Source organism: Mesorhizobium sp. B2-6-4 (genome assembly GCF_006441495.1).
Classification (GTDB): Bacteria; Pseudomonadota; Alphaproteobacteria; order Rhizobiales; family Rhizobiaceae; genus Mesorhizobium.
Genome location: NZ_VFUE01000019.1, coordinates 105,104 through 124,714 on the forward strand (window position 1 = coordinate 105,104; position 19,611 = coordinate 124,714).

The window sequence follows — 19,611 nt, forward strand, 5'->3', positions numbered from 1 at the left end:
AGGAGATAGCCGTCACAACGAGCCCCGCACGCGGGTCGGAACTTCGAGCCCTTCCCCCAAAATCTCGCCGAAGGTGAGGGTGCCGCCGGCGACATCGAGGATGGTCGCCAGCAGCCGGTTCGCCGCTTCGGCGACGGTTTCGATCCCCTCCGAAACAGGGCTGGCGTCGAAATCGATCTGCTCAGGCAGCCGGCGAGCCGTCTCGCGCCGCGCCGTGATCTTTATCGTCGGCGCGAGCGCGCTCGCGGTGCTGTTGCCTGGCCCGGTTGTGAACAGCATGATCTGGGCACCGGCCGCGGCGAAGCCTGTCATCGATTCCGGCGAGAAGGACGGGCCGTCCATGAGGTAAAGGCCGCCGGCGGTGACCGGCTCGGCCATGCCGAGCACGCCGTCGATGCGGCAAGTTCCCGTCTTGGCCAGGGCGCCGAGCGACTTCTCCTCGATCGTGCTCAATCCGCCGCGTATATTCTCCTCGCCCGGATTGTTGCCGGTCAGGCTGTGGCCGGAAGCGGCGGCGAAGCCTTCCTTGCGCTCCACGGCCTGCAGGATCTGTCGTGCCACCGTTGCATCGCGAGCGCGCGCCGCGAGTATATGTTCTGCCCCCAGCCACTCGACGGTCTCACCGACAATGACGGTGCCGCCATGCGAAACCAGAAGATCGACCGCGGCCCCCACGACCGGATTGCTGACCAGACCCGACGTCGCGTCGGAATGGCCGCATTCGATGCCGACCACCAGCTGCGCGCCGGGCAAGGTCTCGCGCCGGATCCGAGAAGCCTCGCGCAGCAACGCCGCGCCGCGCCTGATGCCCTCGCCCATGACCGACAGCATGTCCTCATGCTGCTCGGCGAAGGAAACGCTGGCGACCGGCTTGCCGCAAGCCGAAATGCGGGCCGCGACCATCTCGGTCGTCGCCGAATCCACTCCGACCACCAGAACGGCGGCGGCGTTCGGATTGCGGCCGAGACCGACAAGTTGATCAAGGTGCAGGCCGAGGTCCGGCTCGATGTGTCCCCTGCCCGCGCTCGTCGCGGCCAGAAGCGCGCCTTCGAGACCCGCCGCGATTCGCTCGCTGACACGCAGCGCCAAACCATTGATGCACAGGATCAGCACATAATTGCGGATTCCGGCGCGGCCATCGACCCGCCTGTAGCCACTGAATGGCGGCAGGCCGTCGATTTTGTCGGCACCGGAGGCAGGCAGTGGCATTGGCGTTTCCAAACGGTCGCGAGCGTGGCAATCTCTTCAAATCTCAATATTTGATCAAATGTCGCCTTGGCAAGGGCAAAATTGACTTCTTTCGATCGCCGTGCGAGCAATATTTGCTCAAATCAGGGTAGGCTTGGATGCATGGCGCGTATTCCCGACGTTCAGAAGCTTCTTCGAGACGACATCGTTTCCGGAGCCATTCCATTCGGGGCAAGGCTGAGGATCGACGATCTCGCCGGCCGCTATGGCGTAAGCCACATGCCGGTCCGCGAGGCCTTGCGCGCCTTGAGCGGCACGGGACTGGTCGTGCTGGAACCCAATCGCGGTGCCAGCGTCAGGACGGTCCACATGTCGTTTGTGATCGACCTGTTCGATATCCGCAGCGCCGTCGAAACGATGCTGGCACGGCGCGCCAGCGAAAGGCGCACCGCCGAGCACCTGCGCGATCTGAAGGCCGCGCAGGACATGCTTGAGCAAAGAGTGGCCAGCGACGACTTCCTTGCCGTCCCACATGCCAACAACATCTTTCACGGCGTCATCAACGAGGCGGCCGGCAATCCGGGCGCGCTGTCGATGGTGGATCGCAACTGGCTGCTGGTGGCGGCGATCTGGCAACGCTACGGCTATGACGAGGGGCGCTTCCATGGCGTCATCGACGATCATCGCCACATCATCCGGGCCATAGAGCGCCAGGATGCCGGCTCGGCGGCGACCTTGATGGGCGCGCATATCGAAAAGGCCAAACACGACCTCCTGGCGCGCATCGCCGTCGATCCCAAACCCGATATCGGCCGGCAATGACGGCCGGGTTCGAGGTCGCGGTGTCGACGGGCGATACGCTGGGCGAATCGCCGACATGGCTGGCGCGGGGCGGAGAGCTGTTCTGGGTCGATCTGCGGCGTCCTTGCCTGCACAGGCTGCGGCCCGAGACAGGAGCGGTGACATCGTGGCCGATGCCTGAGGTCATCGGCTCGGTGGTTCCACGAGCATCGGGCGGTGTCGTCGTGGCCTTGCGGCAAGGTCTCCACGCATTTGATCCCGCCAGCGGCGCACTGAGCCTGCTGGCGCGCGTGGAGGATGGGCCGCCCGAGCATCGGCTGAACGACATGAAGTGCGATCCCGGCGGCGGCATAATCTGCGGCAGCATGTGGGACTATGGGCTGCATGCGTCCGGGGCGCTTTACCGGATCGACGCCGCCGGAAGTTCGAGCCGGATCCGCGACGGGATCGCCGTGCCCAATGCGATCGCCTTTGCCCCGGATGGCCGTACCGTCTACTTCACGGATACGCGGCAAGGCGACATAGAGCGGGCGGATTTCGACCCGGCGAGCGGATTCGTGGGGCCGTGGTCTCTGTTCGCCGACCGGCACGCGGCGCCTGGAAAGCCCGACGGCGCCACCGTCGATGCGGACGGCTTCCTCTGGAATGCGCGCTACCAAGGCGGCTCGCTGGCGCGGTTCGCGCCCGATGGCCGGCTCGACAGGCTGGTCCCTCTGCCAGTCACTCAGCCGACCTCCTGCGCCTTCGGCGGTCCAGGCCTGAAGACACTGTACGTGACGACCGCAACGCAGAAGCTGACGGAGGATCAACTGGCCAACGAGCCCCTGGCGGGTTGCCTGCTTGCACTCGACGTCGGCGTGGCGGGACTGCCGGAGCCGGCTTTTGCCGGTTAATCTCGGCTATTGCCAGCCGAGATGGCGGCCACCCGTCGCCTGCAGGTCCGCCCCGGTGATGAAGCTGCCGGCGTCGGAGCAAAGCAGCAACGCCGCTCCCGCCATCTCGCGCGCCTCGCCGGCCCGCTGCATCGGCGCGGACCCCTTCTGGATCTCCGCCCATTTGGCCGCGTCCTCGCGGCGCCAGCGATTGCGCTCGGTAACGACAAGGCCGGGCGACAGGTTGTTGATCGTCACCCCGTGTGGCGCATAATCCTTGGCAAGGTTGAACGACAGATTGTGCTGCGCGCTCTTCAGCGCGGCATAGACGGCGAGATCGGATTCGGGCCGCGTCTGGTTGATGCTGCCGATCGTCAGCACACGGCCCCAGCCATTGTCCTTCATGCCGGGCAAGGCGGCCTGCAGCAATTCGATCGTCGCCTTGAAGTTGATCTGGATCTGGTGCTCGATCTGCTCGGCGGGTAGATCGAGGAAAGGCGTGCGGTACTGGATCGAGGCGCAGACGACAAGCACGTCGACACCACCCAACGCCTCGATCGCCGCCTGGACACAGCGAGCCGCCTCTCCGGCCCGAGCGAAATCAGCATCGATGGCGACGCCGCGCCTGCCCTTCCCGCGAATTTCACGGACAGCTTCGGCGGCCGCATCTGGCTGCCCGAATGCCACGTCGGCGTCGCGAGCGAAATGGACGGCCACATCGGCGCCCGCCTCGGCAAAAACCCGCACGATCTCACGGCCGATGCTGACGCTGCCGCCGGTCACCAAGGCGCGCCGGCCAGCCATCGTGAAGCGCTCGGCAAGAGCCAGCGCATTCTGGATGTCGATCTCTTCCTTTTGCACCGTCAATAGCCCAGCCTTTCCAATTTGATCACACTTTTCTTTGGAGTGCTCTTCAAAACGCATTTTCAGGGAGAAATCCAGAACCAATTCTTCCATTTGATCAAATCAGGCAAGCTGAAAAGCAGCGTCCTTGGCGGCAGCGGCTAGACGAAGGCGTACAGCCCGTCACGCGCGCCCATCGGAATTGGACAAAGATTCTAAGATTTTCGCGACAGACCGTCGCCTTCTATGGCGTTGACCAGTGTCTCGCTGCCTTGGCGCAGATGCTGCGTCAAAACGCTGACGGCCTCGCCGGCGTCGCGTCGCCGGCAAGCGGCCAAGAGGTCGCGATGCTCCGTCTGCGAGCGGGCGCGGTAGTCGAGGTTCGACAACAGGATACGGACGTAGCGGTCGGCCGCATTATGGTGCGCCTCGATCAGGCCGAGCAATCGGCGATTGCCGCAGGCGTCATAAAGCGCCAGATGAAAGGCCCGGTTCAGCATGCCCCACCTGCCGACATTGCGCTCGGCATCGATCTGATCGAGCACCTGTTCGGCCTCGTCCAGCTTGCCGCCGGGCAGGCCGGGAATGGAGAGCCGCAGTGCCTCGCACTCGAGCAGTTCGCGCACGGCATAGATCTCTCGGATCTCGTCGCCGTCCATTCTGGCGACGTGCGCACCCTTTGTCGGGTGGATGGACACGATGCCTTCGGCCTCGAGCTGACGAAGCGCGTCCCGGATCGGCATCCGGCTGAAGCCAAACTGCTCGGCCAGATCATCCTGGCGCAACGTCGTGCCGGCCTTCAGGGTCCCGCTGGCAATGGCCTCGCGCAAGACATTGGCGACCTGCTCGGCAACCGTTTGCGGCCTCTCGATCAAGCCTTCGCCAAATCCGCGCAATCCATGCTCCCATTTCACGTATCGTCAGCTTAGGGGAAAGCTTCATTCTCGGATATAGGTATCCATGTGTACGAGAAGAGTTGCAAGCCGGCGGCGATGCGCCCGGCATGGACGCGAGATCGCCGCGGCGAAACCTTCGGAACGGGAATGGCTTGCAGTTTGGCCCGCGCGGAAACAGCAAAACTGGCAGCCGCAAGCCGCATGCGGCCAGGCCGGCGCGGCATTGGCGGCAGCGATCATGGGGGCAGGATATGACACTCAGAATGGTAGTGCTTGACGGCAAGCCGCCCAGTGCGGCCGATGTGGCCGAGGTCGCACGACGCAATGCCCGCCTCGAGTTGGGTGGTCAGGCGATGCGCCGCATCCGCGAGAGCCGTGCGCTCATCGAGCATCTCACGCAACTTGGCAGGCCCATGTATGGCGTCACCACCGGTCTCGGTGCGTGCGTGGATACTCCGCTTGCGCAGGCCGACCTGATCGCGTTCCAGCATAGCGTACCGCTCAGCCACAGTATGGGCATCGGCCCCGCCCTTCCGACGGAGGCCGTGCGGGCCCTTATGGCCGCAAGGATTTCAGGCATGGCGGCCGGCGGCACCGGCACCTCCGAACATGCGGTCATGGGCCTTGTGGCGGCACTTAACGCCGGGGTCCATCCGGTGATCCCCAGTTGGGGATCAATCGGGGCGGCGGACCTTGCCGCCCTCGGGCATATGGCAAGGGCGCTGCGCGGCGACGGCGAAGCGGAGTTCCAGGGCAAGATCATGCCGTCCGCCGAGGCGCTGGCTCTCGCCGGGCTCGAACCACTCAACCTGCGCGAAAAGGACGGCCACGCCATCATCGTCGCGAACAGCCTTTCGACTGGAACGGCATGCCTGTGCCTGGAAGACGTCGCCCATCTCATCGACTGGTCGCTGGCTGCCGTGGCCCTCAATTATGAGGCATTCCGCTCATCCGTCAGCGCAATCAGCGAGGAGGCGCTGTCAGCCCGCCCGGCATTCGGCCAGCGCGAGGTCGGCGCGCGTCTGCGGGCGGAACTGGCGGGAAGCGGCCTGTGGGAGGACAACGCCGCGCGGCGTCTCCAGGACCCGCTCAGCTATCGCTGCGTGCCGCAAGTGTGGGGCGGCCTGCTGCATGCGTTCGAACAGGCGAAGCTGGCGACGGAGATCGAACTGGCCCATTCGGGCGACAACCCGGTTATCCTGCCGGAGATCGAGCGGGTCGTCTCGAACGGCAACTTCGACCTGACGGCGATGACGCTGGCCTGGGAACAGCTCGGCCAGGCGCTTGCGCATTGCGCGGTCGGCACCGCCAACCGTTGCATGAAGCTGATGTCGCCGATAACGGCGGAGCTGCCGCGCTTCCTGTCGGCCAGGGGTGGGAGCCGCCAGGGCTACGCGGAGCTGCAGAAACCGCTTGCCGCGCTGGAAGTCGAGATCCGGCACCTCGCCAACCCGATGTCGCTTAGCCCGCTTGCCGTTTCGGACGGCATCGAGGATCAGTCGTCGATGGCCCCGCGCGTGGTGGCCAAGACAGCCGAGATCGTCGAGCGGCTGCGTTATCTCATTGCGATGGAACTGATCTTTGCGGCTACGGGGGTAGAATTGCGCGGTGTCGTCGACGGCATGGGCGACGGACCGCAGCGCACCTTCGCCGCCGTGCGCTCCCTTGTCAGCCCGCTTGACGACGACCGCGAAATGAGCACGGACATGACACGGATCGCACGGATGGTGGCGGGCCCACGCGACTGACGCGTCAAGGCGCTCGGCGAGCCCATGGCCCGCGAGCCTCTCCTCACGCAGAAAAGGACACACCTCTGCGGCGCATGCCTGCCTGCACGCCGTGGACGATCAGGCGTGACAGGATTTCCATGTCGCGCGGCATTCGTGGACGCCAGATATCCAAAAGCAGGGCCACGCGAGGCTTGTCGGCGTTGTTTGTCACTTCGTGAGGGAACGTGTCGTCCCACAACAGACACTCGCCGTCGGCGATCCGCCTCTCCTGATGATTGATCATCATGACCGTCGCCGGACGACCATCTGCCTGTCGAGGGATTACTAGGCCGAGATGGAACCTCATTATGCCTCTGAAAGGGCCGCGATGGCTGGGAATGTGCTTGCCCGGAGCTAGGAAAGAGATCGCCGCCGACTTCACCTCAGGGCATTCTGCAAGCAGCCGGTCGAGGACCGGCATTCGCGCGAGGTTTTGCGGAACCGCGACATCGTAGGCCTTGAGCACGAACATACGCCAGTCGCGACCGTCATTGGCCGAGATGTCGGCCTGTTCAGGCATGATGTCGTGGAAGCGGGGCGCCTTGCCCACGGCAAGCGCTTCGTCGCGGATGGCCTGCCAGGCGGCCGTGAACTTGGTGGCGTTTGGAAATTCGCTGGCGGTATCGAGGATCGCCGGCGCGTCGATGCGCTTTTCGTAGATCCGCCGCACCAGACCGGATGCAAGATCGTAAACTTGAGACATTTCATGGCCTCGAGGACATCATGAAACGAATATCCGGCAATTAAGTTGCTGATCTTGCTAGGCGTATGCCTGTCAGCACGAATTCGTGACCGACGAACAGTCCCGCGATACCGCGCTTTGTTGCTGGCGTGCATCAGCGTTCAGGGGCGCGTTCGACCAGACGAAACCTGTAGCGATCCCGTATGAATTCATTGAAGAAGCGTCCCTTGGAAGAGGCGGCTTTGAAGGCAGCGTAGGTCTCGGGCTCCACGTCTTCGTAGTCATAGCGGTTTCCGCTCGGTACGAACCAGACCGAAAGCACCCTGGTGGCGGGATGGTACTGTGTGCTGCGGATGGCCGTAGAAGGCATTGGCGTTCTCCCGGATGGATAATCCGGGGCGCAAACGGAAGTTCCAACTGTGCCGGGCAGCCCTGGCCGACAGGCCTTTCCATTCGGGAGCAGCGCAGCCGGATCGTCCGTCCGCGCCAGGAGATGAAGGAGCCGGCCCGCTTCTGCCGAGCCGGCCCCAAGGGATCAGAACGCCGGCTCGACCGCGTTGACATTGTCCTTGGTGACGACCGTCAGCGGGATCGGCAAACGGTCCTTGACCTCCTTGCCGTCCATGATCTCCGCCATGGTGTTGATCGCAAGGCGGCCGTCCTCGACCGGCGACTGCACGATGGTGGAGTACATTTCGTTGGTGCGGATCGATTCGAACGCGTCCTTCTGGCCGTTGATGCCGACGATCGGCGGTGCCGCCTTGGACGGATTGGCCTCCTTCCAGGCGTCGATGAAGCCGCGCGCCATGGTGTCGTCATTGGCATAGACGCCGCTGATCTGGTCGCCGAAACGGGTGATCAGGTCGCGGCTGACCACCAGCGCCTTCTGCTGGTCGAAATCGGCATTGACCGTATCGAGCACCTTGATGTCGGCGCTGGTTTCCTTGAGACGATCGGTGAAGCCGCCGACGCGGCCGATCGTCGTGCCGTTGCCGGCCTGGCCGGCGATGATGACGACGGAACCCTTGCCGCCAAGCGCCTTGCTGAGCGAGTCGGCCGCAAGCTTGCCTTCCTCGTAAACGTCGGGCCCGGTGAACGACTTGATGAACGGCTTGGCATCGTCGCTCATCGGCGAGTTGATAAGGATCGCGGGAATGTTCGCCTGTTGTGCGCGGGCCAGGCCCGGTATGTAGGCCTGCGGGTCGAGCGGCCACAGGATGATGCCGTCAACCTTGCGCGCGACGCAGGTGTTGAGCTGCTCGGTGCCCTTCTGGACGTCGAAATCCTGGCTGAGGCTCAGGATCTCGATGCCGAGCTCGCCGGCGCGCGCCTGGAGCGCCTTGTTGGCCGGCGTCGCATAGGCATGCGAATCCGCGGCCGTGACGTAGCAGACCGTCTTTGCACTGGCCCAGCCCGTCGAGGCCAGTATTACCGCCATGGCGGTAATGTGGAGCATGCTTTTCTTGCCAACCATAGGTTTCCTCCCGATCATGTATTTCCTCCTTGAGTGATTGGATTGTCGCGAATGAGCGCGGGGCCTGTGCCCGGCGCCCTCCCCTTGGTAGTCACGGCCCGATCGAGCACGACGAGCAGGATCAGGATAAGCCCCGACACGACCTGCTGGACGTATGCGGGAACGGATTGGAACTCCATCGCGATGGTCAGCGAGCCGATCGTCAGCACGCCGCCAAGCGTGCCGAGCGCGGATCCCTTGCCGCCTTCGAGGCGGGTTCCGCCGACCACGACCGCGGCAATGACGGCGACCGTCAGTTCCGAGCCGAAGACGGGCGAACCGGTGTTGGTGACGAGGCTCTGGAGAACGCCTGCGAGACCGGCGAGCGTCCCGGCGAAGACGAAGCCCAGAAAAACGATGCGATCGGAAGCGATGCCGCTCTCCTTGGCTGCCGCCGGATTGGACCCCACCGCAAAGACATTTCGGCCCGGTATTGTACGCGTCAGCCAGACATGCAGCAGCACGATCAGAACGATGAACAGCGCACTGCGGATGGTGAAGACTTCGAGATGGATCTTGGCGAACGCCAGTGAAAGCATGATGTCGGTGCCGGTCACCGGCTGGCTGTTGGTGATCCAATGCGCGAGCGAGCGGAAGATCAGCATCGTCGCCAGCGTCAGCACCAGCGAGTTCACCTTCAGCCCGACGACCAGCGCGCCGTTGATGGCGCCTGCCAGCATGCCGACCAGGATGCCGACAAGTGCGGCAGGCAGGATGCCGATCTCGCGCTGCAGGATGACCGACATGATCCCCGCCAGCGCGAACACCGCGCCGCCGGAGAGGTCGATCTGGCCGGCGACCAGAAGCACCGTAAGTCCAATGGCGATCAGGCCGATCGTCGCCGCCCGGTCGAGGCCGAGTCCGAGGGTCGATGCGGAGAAATAACCTGGAACCACCAGGGCGGAAATGATCAGCGTCAGGCCGAGGATGATCACCACCCTGTGCCGCGAGGCAAGCGCCAGGAAGCGCATCACGCCACCCCCCTCTTGCGCAATGCCACATCCATGCCGACGGCGCCGACGATCAGGATGCCGAGGACAAAACCCTGGATCGGCGTGCGCACGCCGTCGAGCACCATGACGTTGGTCAGAAGCTGCACGAAGATCAGGCCCGCGATCGCCCTCGGCACCGAGCCGAAACCGCCGATGATCGACACGCCGCCGACCACGACCGCGGTGATGGCGCTGAACTCGTAGCCGGCGCCGATCAGCGGCCGCGCGCTTTGCAAGGTCAGGCCCAGCAGGCCGCCGCTGACGCCCGAAGCCAACGCCGTGATCACGAACGCACCGGCCTTCACCGCCTCCACCGGCACCGCGCTCGCCTCGGCGGCGCTGTAATTGCCGCCCGTGGCGAGCGTCCACCTGCCCCAGAAGGAGCGCGAGAGGACGATATGCCCTATGAGAGCGATCAGCAGGAAAATCAGCACCACGACCGGGACGCCGAAGAGCCGGCCCTTGGCGAATTCGGCCGAAGCGGGATTGTTGCCATAGACGATGACGCCGCCGACGGCCGCCTGCACGATGCCCAGCCCGATGGTGCCTATGCCGAGCGTGGCGATGATGGGATTGATACCGACATAGCCGACCAGCACGCCGTTGAGCAGGCCGATAAGGCCCGCAAGCGCCACCGCCAGGACGAAGGCAGGAACCGGCCCGATCATTGGCTGCAGCCCGAGCGAGAGGATGGCCCCGCAGGCGATGGTGGCCGGCACCGACAGGTCCGCCAAGCCGCCTGCCACAAGCACGAAAGTCATGCCGACGACGACGATGCCGACAATGGACATCGAGGTCAGGACGTTGAGCAGATTGCCTGTGGTGAAGAAGGCGGGGCTGACGAATGAGCCGTAGAGCACCACTGCAAGGATAGCGAAGCCAAGCCCCGCCTTGGACAGGACATCGGCAAGCCTGCTGCCGCGCGTGAAGCGGTCATTGCGGTTCGCCCCGCTGGTCTCCATGGCCGCATCAGTCATGCAGCCTCCCCCGTCGCCAGCGCCATGATGCGCTCCTCGCTCAGTTCGGCGCGGGCGAGCGCCTCCGATGCGCGGCCGTCGCGCATCACAACGACGCGATCGCAGACGCCGAGGATTTCGGGCAGTTCCGACGAGATCATCACCACCGCCATGCCGTCGGCGACAAGCCGGCCGATGATGCTGTGGATCTCGGCCTTGGCGCCGACGTCGACGCCGCGCGTCGGCTCGTCGAGGATGAGCACGGAGGGCTTGGCCGCGAGCCATTTGGCGATGACCGCCTTCTGCTGGTTGCCCCCCGACAACAGGTTGATGCGCCGCTCCCCGTCGGGCGGCGAGATGGAAAACTGCTTCACATAGATCGCCGCCAGCGAACGGTCGGCGCTGCGCCTGATACGGCCGAAGCTGGTCAGACGCCGCAATATCGGCAGACTGATGTTCTCGCGGACCGACATGCCCGGAATGATGCCGTCGCCCTTGCGGTCCTCGGGGACGTAGGCGATCCCGGCTCGCACCGCCTCGGAAGGAGAGTTGATGGCGACCTTGCGCCCGTTGACGCTGACCGTTCCCTCCACCAGCCGCGACAGGCCGAAGATGGCGCGTGCTACCTCGGTGCGACCCGCCCCGACCAGTCCGGTCAAGCCCAGTATCTCCCCAGCGCGCACATCGAAGCTGACATCACTGAAATGCGCCCCGTCGCCGATGCGTTCGACACGCAGCACGGACTTGCCGATCGCGGCCGGGCTTTTCGGGAACACGTTGGCGACCTCGCGGCCAACCATCAGCCTGATCATCTCGGCCGCGGTTATGCCGTCGATCGGACGGGTCTCGATCATTGAGCCGTCGCGCAGCACGGTCACCTCGTCGGCGATCTCGAGAACCTCCCTCAGCCTATGGCTGATGTAGACGATGGCGATGCCGTCATCGCGCATCTTGCGAAGGATCCGGAACAGCGCCGCGGTTTCGTGCTCGCTCAGGCTCGATGTCGGCTCGTCCAGCACGATGATCCTGGGCTGCGCCGCATAGGCCTTGGCGATCTCGACCAGTTGCTGCTGGCTGATCGACAGGTCGCCGAGCCGCGCGCGCGGGTTGATGGCCGCGCCCAGCTCGTCGAGGACGGCGGCGGCCTTCCTGACCATTTCGCCCTTGTGCAGCCAGCTCCATTTGCCGGGCATGCGGCCGAGATAGACGTTCTCCGCGACGGTCAGGTCGGGAACAAGATTGATCTCCTGGTGCACCATGCGGATGCCGAGCGCCTGGGCGTCGGCGGGACGCCGCATGCGCACTTCGGCGCCGCCGACGAGGATCGTGCCGGCGGTCGGAGCGTAGGATCCGTTGAGCACCTTCATCAGCGTCGACTTGCCGGCGCCATTCTCGCCAACGACCGCATGGACGGTGCCGAACCGGACGGCGAAATTGACGTTCGACAGGGCCTTCACGCCGGGAAAAGTCTTGGAGATGCCTCTCATGTCCAGGGCACAATCGGCGGCGGCACTCATCTAGGCTTGGTCCTCCCTGGTAGCATGCGGGGCAGCGTTATGTTAGTATAATGCACTTCCGGGCACGGTTCGGCCCACCTTGAGCCGGCCCGAAGGCCCCTTTCAGCGCATCCGCACCAGGCACTTCACCATAGGCTGAAAATCACGCAACGGCCGGCACTATTGCACTAATATAATAGTTCTGGCAAGCTGGATCTGACCGCTCCCGTCGCTGGCGTCGGATCGCAACGAGCCCCGCGTCGCATGCAGGTGCATTCCGTTTGACATTCGAATAATTTTGCCATTTCAGGTGGACGAACGATGGGATTTTCCATGGATCTAGATCCTTCGACCCTCAATCGAGCCCTCCCACTGCGCGACCAGATCTACAACAAGATCCGCAACATGATCGTCGTCGGACGGCTGAAACCGGGTGAGGTCATCAATGAGATCGCAATTGCCGAAGCGCTGGGCGTCTCGCGCACGCCCGTGCGCGAAGCGGTCAAACGCATCAGCGACGAAGGGCTCGTCAAGATCCTGGCGCAGACCGGCACCTACGTTGCTCCCATCAGCCGGGCCGACCTCGAGGAAGCCTATGTCATCCGGCGCGCATTGGAAATGGAGAGCGCCAGGCGCGCCGCCGCCAAGCTGACGCCGGCTGCCAGTGAATTGCTGGAAGACAACATGGCAGCGCATAAGCTCGCCATTGCGCGCGGCAGGTACGCCACAGCGATTCAGCTCGACGACGTCTTTCACCGCACCATTGCTGAAATATGCGGCTTGCCGATGATCTGGCGCGCCGTCGACATCTCAAAGGCGCAGATGGATCGCGGCCGCTATCTCGCCATTCCGAAGCCCGGCTATGGCGAGCAGACGATCGAGCAGCACGAGGCCATTCTGGACGCGCTGAAGCGTCACGACGCCGAGGGCGCCGCACAGGCAATGGAGCATCACCTCGAGACGTCATTTCGCAACACGCTCGAAGTCGCCGCCGAGCTTCTCGACTGACGACCTCGACTGAGCGCTGAGACGGGCGGCGCAGGTTTGAGGTCCCGAACCTGGCATCCGACCGGCTTGCCGATGCCTGGTGAGCCGTGTTCGCAGCTTGACCGTTGACAATCTATTATATTAGTATTCCGATCCATTCGGCGGCATTGTGCCGACGGGGGCTTTTTCAGAGTTTGTAATGGCGCGGTTCATCCAGCTTTCGCATGCCGACAACATCCTTCTGGCGATCGATCCGTTGATGATCGGCGACAAGGCAGGCGACATCCCCGCGAAGGCGCGCATACCGCGCGGCCACAAGATGGCGATCCGCGACATCGCTTCGGACGAGCCGGTCGTGAAATATGGGCAGACCATCGGATTCGCCCGCGGACCGATCGCCGCCGGCGATTGGGTTCACGAGCACAATGTATATCTGCGCAATTTCGAACGCGACTATCTGTTCGGCACCAACGCCAGGCAAACGCCTGTCGTCCCTGAAGCCGAGCGCGCGAGCTTCATGGGTTACCGCAGGCCGAGCGGCAAGGTCGGGACGCGCAACTTCATCGCTGTCCTGACCTCGGTAAATTGTTCGGCCAGCGTCGCCCGCTTCATCGTAGAAGAGGTCAACCGCTGCGGCATCCTGCGCGACTATCCCAATGTCGACGGCGTGATCTCACTCGTCCATGGCACTGGCTGCGGCATCGGCACCAAAGGCCTCGCTTACGACCTCTTGAAGCGCACGCAGTGGGGTTTTGCCACGAACCCCAATGTCGGCGGCGTGCTGATGGTTGGGCTCGGCTGCGAGGCGTTCCAGATTCCGCGCTGGATGCAGTCCTACAATATCGAGGAGAGCACGACCTTCCGCACGATGACGATCCAGGAGACTGGCGGCACACGCAAGACGGTCGAGGCCGGGGTCAAGGCGATCGTCGATATGCTGCCCATGGTCAACGCCGCGCAAAGGACGCCACAACCGGCCTCCGAACTGGTGCTCGCGCTGCAATGCGGCGGGTCGGACGGCTATTCCGGCATCAGCGCCAATCCGGCGCTTGGCGCCGCCGTGGACCTGCTTGTCGCGCAAGGCGGCACGGCGGTGCTGTCCGAGACGCCGGAGATCTACGGCGCCGAACATCTGCTCACCATGCGTGCGGAAAACCGCGCGGTCGGCGAGAAGCTGATCGAGCGTATCCGCTGGTGGGAGGACTACACAGCCAAGCACGACATGGAGATGAACAACAACCCGTCTCCCGGCAACAAGCTCGGCGGGTTGACGACGATCCTGGAGAAGTCGCTCGGCGCGTCCGCCAAGGGCGGGACGACCAATCTGCGCGCGGTGCTGGAATATGCCGAACCGATCAACGAACGCGGCCTCGTCTTCATGGACACGCCCGGCTACGATCCGGTTTCGGCAACCGGCCAGGTCGCCGGCGGCGCGAACATATTGTGCTTCACCACCGGGCGCGGTTCGGCCTTCGGCTGCAAGCCGACGCCCTCGATCAAGCTTGCCTCCAATTCCTTCATTTTCGAGCAGATGCGCGAGGACATGGACATCAATTGCGGGGACATCCTCGACGGCGTCACGCTGGACGACAAAGGCCAGGAGATCTTCGCAGAGATCCTGCGCGTGGCATCGGGCGCGCGTACCAAATCGGAATCGCTGGGCTACGGCGACAATGAGTTCGTGCCCTGGAACCTCGGCGCTACCATGTAGCGACATCGCCCGCCCGCAACGGGCAACCTCAATTCACTCAACCAGAAAGAACGCTCGGCATGAACAGGATCGATCTAGACGGCCAACACGCCGTGGTCACCGGAGGCGCGCAAGGCCTCGGCTTCGCGATGGCCAAACGTTTCGTCGCCTCCGGCGCGACGGTCACCTTATGGGACGTCGACGAGGCGCGCCTCGAAGCGGCCAAGCGCGACCTTGGCAAGGCCGCCACGACCCTGGTCGTCGACATTGCGGATTGGGAGACGGTGGACGCCGCGCGGGCAAAAACCGAGGAGAGCGCCGGCAAAATCTCCATCCTGGTCAATTCTGCCGGCATTGCCGGTCCCGCCGCCCCGCTCGACAGCTACGACATAGAGACGTGGAAGAAGATCATCGACATCAACGTCAACGGCACCTTCTACGTCAACCGCGCCGTGGTGCCCGGGATGAAGGCGCGCAATTACGGGCGGATCGTCAACATCGCTTCCGTCGCTGGCAAGGAAGGCAATCCCAACGCCGCCGCCTATTCCGCTTCGAAGGCGGCGGTCATCGGCATGACCAAGTCGCTCGGCAAGGAGCTCGCGCAGTATGACATTGCGGTCAACTGCATCTCGCCGGCCACCGCGCAGACTCGAATCCTCGAACAGCTCACGCCCGAGCACATCGAATACATGCGCTCGCGCATTCCACGCGGCCGTCTGCTGGAGGTCGACGAGGCCGCCGCCATGGTCGCCTGGCTCGTCTCAAAGGAAAACAGCTTCACCACCGCCTCGACCTTCGACCTGTCGGGCGGGCGCACGACCTACTAGTCGAATACCCGCGCGCCGCGAAGCGTCTGCGCCGCGGCGAGCCGGTACACCGGCACTTGCTGCCTCACGGAGATGCGGCCGCGTCGCCTGCGAAGACTCGAGCTGCCTGGAACTGGGGGCGCGCCATCAGGTAGAACGCGACGGCGTGCGTGATCATCAGCAGTGGGACATAGATTACGGGGATCGCGTATGCAGCGCCCAACTGCCCCGCCAGCTCAGGAAGACCGGCTTGGCTGCCGTGATAGTAGTCGACGGCGATATCGATCGTCCCCACGAGATTGAACGCGACGACGGACAACCAGAACAGCGGACGTATCCTCGTCGTCAAAAGCGCCAGCATGGCCAACACTCCAGTTGCGAAGTCGCCATAGGCGGCGAAGGTGGCGAAATCAGCCGGCAAATCGCGCCCGACGACGCCTGGAACGATGAAGACAAGCCCGAAGAAGCGGAAGCTGTGCAGCGTGGCGATGGCACGTTGCGCCTCGACCAGGTTGACGGATCTGAGCCGGGGCAAGACATACACGCCGACGCAGAGCAGCCAAGGCACGTAGCCTAGAGCGAGATGTAACAGGAAAATGGTTGCAGGCGACATATGGCCTCCCAAGAGATGTAAGGCGCAATTTACGCCCGCTTCCAGCGGTCGACTATTCGCGATAATGTTGACGGGGCATGAAGCAGAACTTCACAATCCGGAAAGGTGCGCTCGACGGCGTGGAGGCGTTCCTCGGCGTCGCGCAACACCGCAGCTTCCGAAAAGCGGCCGCGGAGCTCGGCGTCACGCCATCGGCGATCAGCCAGGCGGTGCGCGCGCTCGAGGTGCGCGTCGGTGCGGCGCTCTTCATGCGCACGACGCGCAGCGTCGGCCTGACCGAAGCCGGCGAACGGTTCCTTTCGCGCGCAAAGCCCGCTTTCGAGGAACTGGTCGCCGCAAGCGAAGTCGCACGTGAACTTGGGCAGCGGCCGACCGGGCTGTTGCGCCTCTCTGTGCCGCGCGCCGTGGTGCCGATCCTGCTGGAGCCGCTGGTGGCATCCTTTTGCCAGGCCTATCCCGAAGTAGAGGTGGAGATCGCCGCAAGCGGTGAGCTGGTCGACCTGGCGGCCGAGGGGTTCGACGCCGGCATCCGGCTCGGCCAGTTCATCGCCGCCGACATGGTCGCGGTTCGGCTGACGCCGCCGTTCCCGCTCGTGGTCGTCGGCAGCCCTGGCTATCTGCGCCGGCAGAAACGGCCGGAGCGCCTCGACGATCTGCGCGGCCATGCCTGCCTGCGCATGCGCCGCTCCAACGGATCGATCGCGCCCTGGCCCTTCATCGACGGCAACAAGACCGTCGAGGCAATCGTCTCCGGGCCGCTGGTCGCGCATGATTACCCGACACTGCTTGGCGCGGCGATCCAAGGTGTCGGACTTGCACAGGTGCCCGGCCCTCTCACCGAAGCCCCGATTGCCGATGGCCGGTTGCAAGCGTTGCTCACGCCCTTCGCCGTCACGACGCCGGGCGTTTTTCTGTATTATCCCGACAGACGCCAGGTCCTGCCCAAGCTGCGCGCGTTCATAGAGCATGTGAAATATCGGGGGACGGACGCCGAAGGCGCGCGAACTCCCTGAGGCCACCGCCCTCGGTGACGTGCTTGCCTGCTCGTGCCGCGCTAATTGGCGAGAAGGGCCGCGATCACCGCGGCGGTAACCTCGGCGGTGCTCGCGGTGCCGCCGAGATCGGGGCTGAGATATTCCGCCCGGTCCGTGACAAGCTCGATCGCAACCATGAGGCGCCGCGCGGCGGCCTGCTCGCCGAGATGCTCAAGCATCAGGCTCGCCGTCCAGAACGATCCGAGCGGATTGGCGACGCCCTTGCCGGTGATGTCGAAGGCCGAACCATGGATGGGTTCGAACATGGACGGCCGGCTGCGCGAGGGATCGATGTTCGACGTCGAGCCTATGCCGAGCGATCCGCCCAGCGCGGCGGCCAGGTCGGAGAGGATGTCGGCATGCAAATTGGTCGCCAAAACCGTGTCGATGCTGCCGGGCTTGTTGACCATGCGCTGGGTCATGGCGTCCACCAGCATCCAGTCGACGGTGAGACCGGGGTAGTCGCGAAGCAGGCCGCGCACGACTTCGTCCCACAGCACCATGCCATGACGCTGCGCATTCGACTTGGTGACAACCGTCAGAAGCTTGCGGGGGCGCGACAGCGCAAGCTCGCAGGCGAAACGTGCGATGCGTTCTATCCCGGCGCGGGTAAAGACGGCGACATCCATGCCGACCTCGATAGGCAGTCCGCGATGGGCGCGACCACCGACGCCGGCATATTCGCCTTCGCTGTTTTCGCGCACGATCACCCAGTCAATCTGCTTGCCGAGATCGGGCCGCAACGGGCCGGTCAGCCCGGGCAAGAGGCGCGTCGGCCGCACGTTGGCGTATTGGTCGAACCCCTGGCAGATGGCCAGGCGCAGGCCCCAGAGGGTGATGTCGTCGGGAAGGTCCGGATCGCCGACCGAGCCGAAATAGATCGCATCGAAACCCTCCAGTTGCCCGAGGCCGTCCGGCGGCATCATGCGGCCGTTGCGGCGGTAATAATCGGAGCCCCAGTCGAAGCGCTTGAAGTCGAAGGCCAAACCCGGCTCGACAGCGGTCAGGGCTTCCAGAACCTTCACGCCGGCCTCGACGACCTCCGGCCCGATACCGTCACCACCGATGACAGCGATCCTATGCGAGGACATTTTCAGTTTCCTTCTCGATGGCAGCGACGATGGCGCCGCGGTTGTGGCCAAGCCATTGCAGCAGCATGCGGGTGGATTCGATCATCGTAGGGATTGACGATACCCTTGCCGGCGATATCGGGCGCGGACCCGTGCGCCGCCTGCGCCATGGCTATGTCGCCTTCGCCGATGCACAGGTCCTACCGCTGATAATGCCCGGCGGTTCTTCAGCCTAGCCGCGCGGCGTGCCACTTCAGGTGATCGTCCATGAAGGTCGAGATGAAGTTGTAGGAATGATCGTAGCCTTCCTGCATGCGCAAGGTGAGGTCGATGCCGGCCTTCTTGCAGGCTTCATCCAGCAGCCACGGACGGAGGCCTTCGTCAAGGAACCCATCGGCCGTGCCCTGGTCAACCAGGAACTCGCCAAAACGGCGGCCGTCCTCGATAAGCAGCGTGGCGTCATAGGCGCGCCAGTCCCTGTCGTCGGCGCCGAGATATTTCTCGAGCGCAGGCCGCGACCAGCCAGCGGTCGTCGGCTGAACGATCGGCGCGAAGGCCGAGCAACTCCTGAAGCGGTCGGGGTTCTTCAGCGCGATCGTCAACGCGCCGTGTCCGCCCATCGAATGACCCGATATGCCCTGGCGCGCCGTGTCGGCAGGGAAGTTCGCGGCGATCAATCCCGGCAGCTCGTCGAGGACGTAGGAATACATACGGTAGTTCCTGGCGTAAGGCTGCTGCGTCGCATCGACATAGAAACCGGCGCCGCAGCCGAACTGCCAATTATCCTTCTCGTCCGGCACATCGGCACCGCGCGGGCTGGTGTCGGGGCAGACCACGATGAGGCCAAGCTCGGCCGCCAGGCGCCGGTACTCGCCCTTGTCCATGACATTGGCATGGGTGCAGGTGAGACCCGAAAGATACCACAGCACCGGCACCGGCCCATCGTTGACCTGCGGCGGCACGAAGACGGCAAAGGTCATGTCGCAGGCGCAGACCTCTGAAGCGTGCGAATAAACACCCTGGACGCCGCCATGCGACTTGGACGTGGAAACGACTTTCATCAACTCTGCCTTTTCGTCATGACCTTTCCGTCCGACATAGCTGCCGGCCGCCGCACCCGCAACCTTCAGCCCTGCAAACAGCACCGGCGGCGTAACCGAGGTGCACCTTGGTCACGCCGCCGGTCGACGCCGGACTTTGGGAACACGCCGACCTGGCCGGGAGGCTGGAGGTAGCGAAAAGTCCGGGCATTTCTGTGGCCCGCCTTCTCAAGCCGACAGGGCTCCTGTCGGTCCAAGCGGGGATGTCCTCGGGCCCGCGGCGTGTGGGCCGCCCTCAGTAAACCACGACACTCCTGATCGACTTGCCCTCATGCATGAGGTCGAAACCCTTGTTGATGTCCT

Annotated in this window: 19 protein-coding genes; 7 read left to right on the forward strand and 12 right to left on the reverse strand. The window is 64.2% G+C overall.

Annotated elements, in window-relative coordinates:
- Window positions 1-12: 12 nt before the first annotated feature.
- On the reverse strand, window positions 13-1,209 hold the full coding sequence (locus FJ426_RS24035) for a UxaA family hydrolase (RefSeq protein ID WP_140525091.1): 1,197 nt from the start codon (window positions 1,207-1,209) through the stop codon (window positions 13-15).
- A gap of 141 nt (window positions 1,210-1,350) precedes the next feature.
- Here FJ426_RS24035 and FJ426_RS24040 point away from each other — a divergent pair, with 141 nt between their 5' ends.
- Together FJ426_RS24040 and FJ426_RS24045 are read left to right on the forward strand one after the other, a co-directional pair.
- The gene (locus tag FJ426_RS24040; protein ID WP_140497561.1) at window positions 1,351-2,010 is read left to right on the forward strand and encodes a GntR family transcriptional regulator; all 660 of its coding nucleotides are present in this window, start codon (window positions 1,351-1,353) and stop codon (window positions 2,008-2,010) included.
- A complete protein-coding gene (locus tag FJ426_RS24045; protein WP_140825545.1) occupies window positions 2,007-2,882 on the forward strand; it encodes an SMP-30/gluconolactonase/LRE family protein in 876 nt (291 codons plus the stop codon). Before FJ426_RS24040 ends, FJ426_RS24045 begins: the two co-directional genes overlap by 4 nt.
- 6 nt (window positions 2,883-2,888) lie before the next feature.
- On the opposite strand, the gene FJ426_RS24050 is transcribed toward FJ426_RS24045, so the two are convergent.
- Window positions 2,889-3,722, reverse strand: a complete 834-nt coding sequence (locus FJ426_RS24050) for an SDR family oxidoreductase (RefSeq protein ID WP_224519090.1) — start codon at window positions 3,720-3,722, stop codon at window positions 2,889-2,891.
- Window positions 3,723-3,919: 197 nt separating this feature from the next.
- Window positions 3,920-4,600: a GntR family transcriptional regulator gene (locus tag FJ426_RS24055; protein ID WP_246675589.1), complete on the reverse strand. Its 681-nt coding sequence runs from the start codon at window positions 4,598-4,600 to the stop codon at window positions 3,920-3,922.
- Window positions 4,601-4,851: 251 nt separating this feature from the next.
- On the opposite strand from FJ426_RS24055, the gene hutH reads away from it, so the two are divergent.
- The gene (gene hutH / locus FJ426_RS24060; RefSeq protein WP_140562352.1) at window positions 4,852-6,348 is read left to right on the forward strand and encodes a histidine ammonia-lyase; all 1,497 of its coding nucleotides are present in this window, start codon (window positions 4,852-4,854) and stop codon (window positions 6,346-6,348) included.
- A gap of 43 nt (window positions 6,349-6,391) precedes the next feature.
- Here hutH and FJ426_RS24065 read toward each other — a convergent pair whose 3' ends face one another.
- The 6 genes from FJ426_RS24065 to FJ426_RS24090 form a co-directional block, all read right to left on the reverse strand.
- Complete coding sequence (locus tag FJ426_RS24065; RefSeq protein WP_140525094.1) at window positions 6,392-7,072, reverse strand: aspartyl/asparaginyl beta-hydroxylase domain-containing protein; 681 nt, start codon at window positions 7,070-7,072, stop codon at window positions 6,392-6,394.
- A 133-nt stretch (window positions 7,073-7,205) separates the two neighbouring features.
- Window positions 7,206-7,421: a KTSC domain-containing protein gene (locus tag FJ426_RS24070; RefSeq protein WP_140525095.1), complete on the reverse strand. Its 216-nt coding sequence runs from the start codon at window positions 7,419-7,421 to the stop codon at window positions 7,206-7,208.
- Between the two features lie 165 nt (window positions 7,422-7,586).
- Window positions 7,587-8,525: a sugar ABC transporter substrate-binding protein gene (locus FJ426_RS24075; RefSeq protein ID WP_140514469.1), complete on the reverse strand. Its 939-nt coding sequence runs from the start codon at window positions 8,523-8,525 to the stop codon at window positions 7,587-7,589.
- A gap of 14 nt (window positions 8,526-8,539) precedes the next feature.
- Complete coding sequence (locus FJ426_RS24080) at window positions 8,540-9,535, reverse strand: ABC transporter permease (protein ID WP_140562369.1); 996 nt, start codon at window positions 9,533-9,535, stop codon at window positions 8,540-8,542.
- The gene (locus FJ426_RS24085; RefSeq protein ID WP_246675590.1) at window positions 9,535-10,533 is read right to left on the reverse strand and encodes an ABC transporter permease; all 999 of its coding nucleotides are present in this window, start codon (window positions 10,531-10,533) and stop codon (window positions 9,535-9,537) included. Before FJ426_RS24085 ends, FJ426_RS24080 begins: the two co-directional genes overlap by 1 nt.
- Window positions 10,530-12,029, reverse strand: coding sequence for a sugar ABC transporter ATP-binding protein (locus FJ426_RS24090; protein WP_140562354.1), 1,500 nt, complete (start codon window positions 12,027-12,029; stop codon window positions 10,530-10,532). Before FJ426_RS24090 ends, FJ426_RS24085 begins: the two co-directional genes overlap by 4 nt.
- Before the next feature lie 312 nt (window positions 12,030-12,341).
- Between FJ426_RS24090 and FJ426_RS24095 the strand changes: the two genes are divergently transcribed.
- The 3 genes from FJ426_RS24095 (at window position 12,342) to FJ426_RS24105 (ending at window position 15,512) form a co-directional block, all read left to right on the forward strand.
- Window positions 12,342-13,016, forward strand: coding sequence for a GntR family transcriptional regulator (locus FJ426_RS24095; protein ID WP_140562356.1), 675 nt, complete (start codon window positions 12,342-12,344; stop codon window positions 13,014-13,016).
- Between the two features lie 178 nt (window positions 13,017-13,194).
- On the forward strand, window positions 13,195-14,706 hold the full coding sequence (locus FJ426_RS24100) for an altronate dehydratase family protein (protein WP_140562358.1): 1,512 nt from the start codon (window positions 13,195-13,197) through the stop codon (window positions 14,704-14,706).
- Window positions 14,707-14,765: 59 nt separating this feature from the next.
- On the forward strand, window positions 14,766-15,512 hold the full coding sequence (locus FJ426_RS24105; RefSeq protein WP_140497539.1) for an SDR family NAD(P)-dependent oxidoreductase: 747 nt from the start codon (window positions 14,766-14,768) through the stop codon (window positions 15,510-15,512).
- A gap of 64 nt (window positions 15,513-15,576) precedes the next feature.
- On the opposite strand, the gene FJ426_RS24110 is transcribed toward FJ426_RS24105, so the two are convergent.
- Window positions 15,577-16,104 (reverse strand): hypothetical protein, encoded by a 528-nt coding sequence (locus FJ426_RS24110; protein WP_140562360.1) that lies wholly within the window; start codon window positions 16,102-16,104, stop codon window positions 15,577-15,579.
- Window positions 16,105-16,181: 77 nt separating this feature from the next.
- On the opposite strand from FJ426_RS24110, the gene FJ426_RS24115 reads away from it, so the two are divergent.
- Complete coding sequence (locus FJ426_RS24115; RefSeq protein WP_140562362.1) at window positions 16,182-17,117, forward strand: LysR family transcriptional regulator; 936 nt, start codon at window positions 16,182-16,184, stop codon at window positions 17,115-17,117.
- 41 nt (window positions 17,118-17,158) lie between these two features.
- Here the strand turns inward: FJ426_RS24115 and FJ426_RS24120 are convergent, their stop codons facing one another.
- Window positions 17,159-18,229, reverse strand: coding sequence for a tartrate dehydrogenase (locus FJ426_RS24120; RefSeq protein ID WP_140562364.1), 1,071 nt, complete (start codon window positions 18,227-18,229; stop codon window positions 17,159-17,161).
- A 206-nt stretch (window positions 18,230-18,435) separates the two neighbouring features.
- Window positions 18,436-19,269 carry an S-formylglutathione hydrolase gene (fghA, locus tag FJ426_RS24130; protein ID WP_140562365.1) on the reverse strand — a complete coding sequence of 278 codons (834 nt, stop codon included), beginning with the start codon at window positions 19,267-19,269 and terminating at the stop codon, window positions 18,436-18,438.
- Window positions 19,270-19,611: the final 342 nt, after the last annotated feature.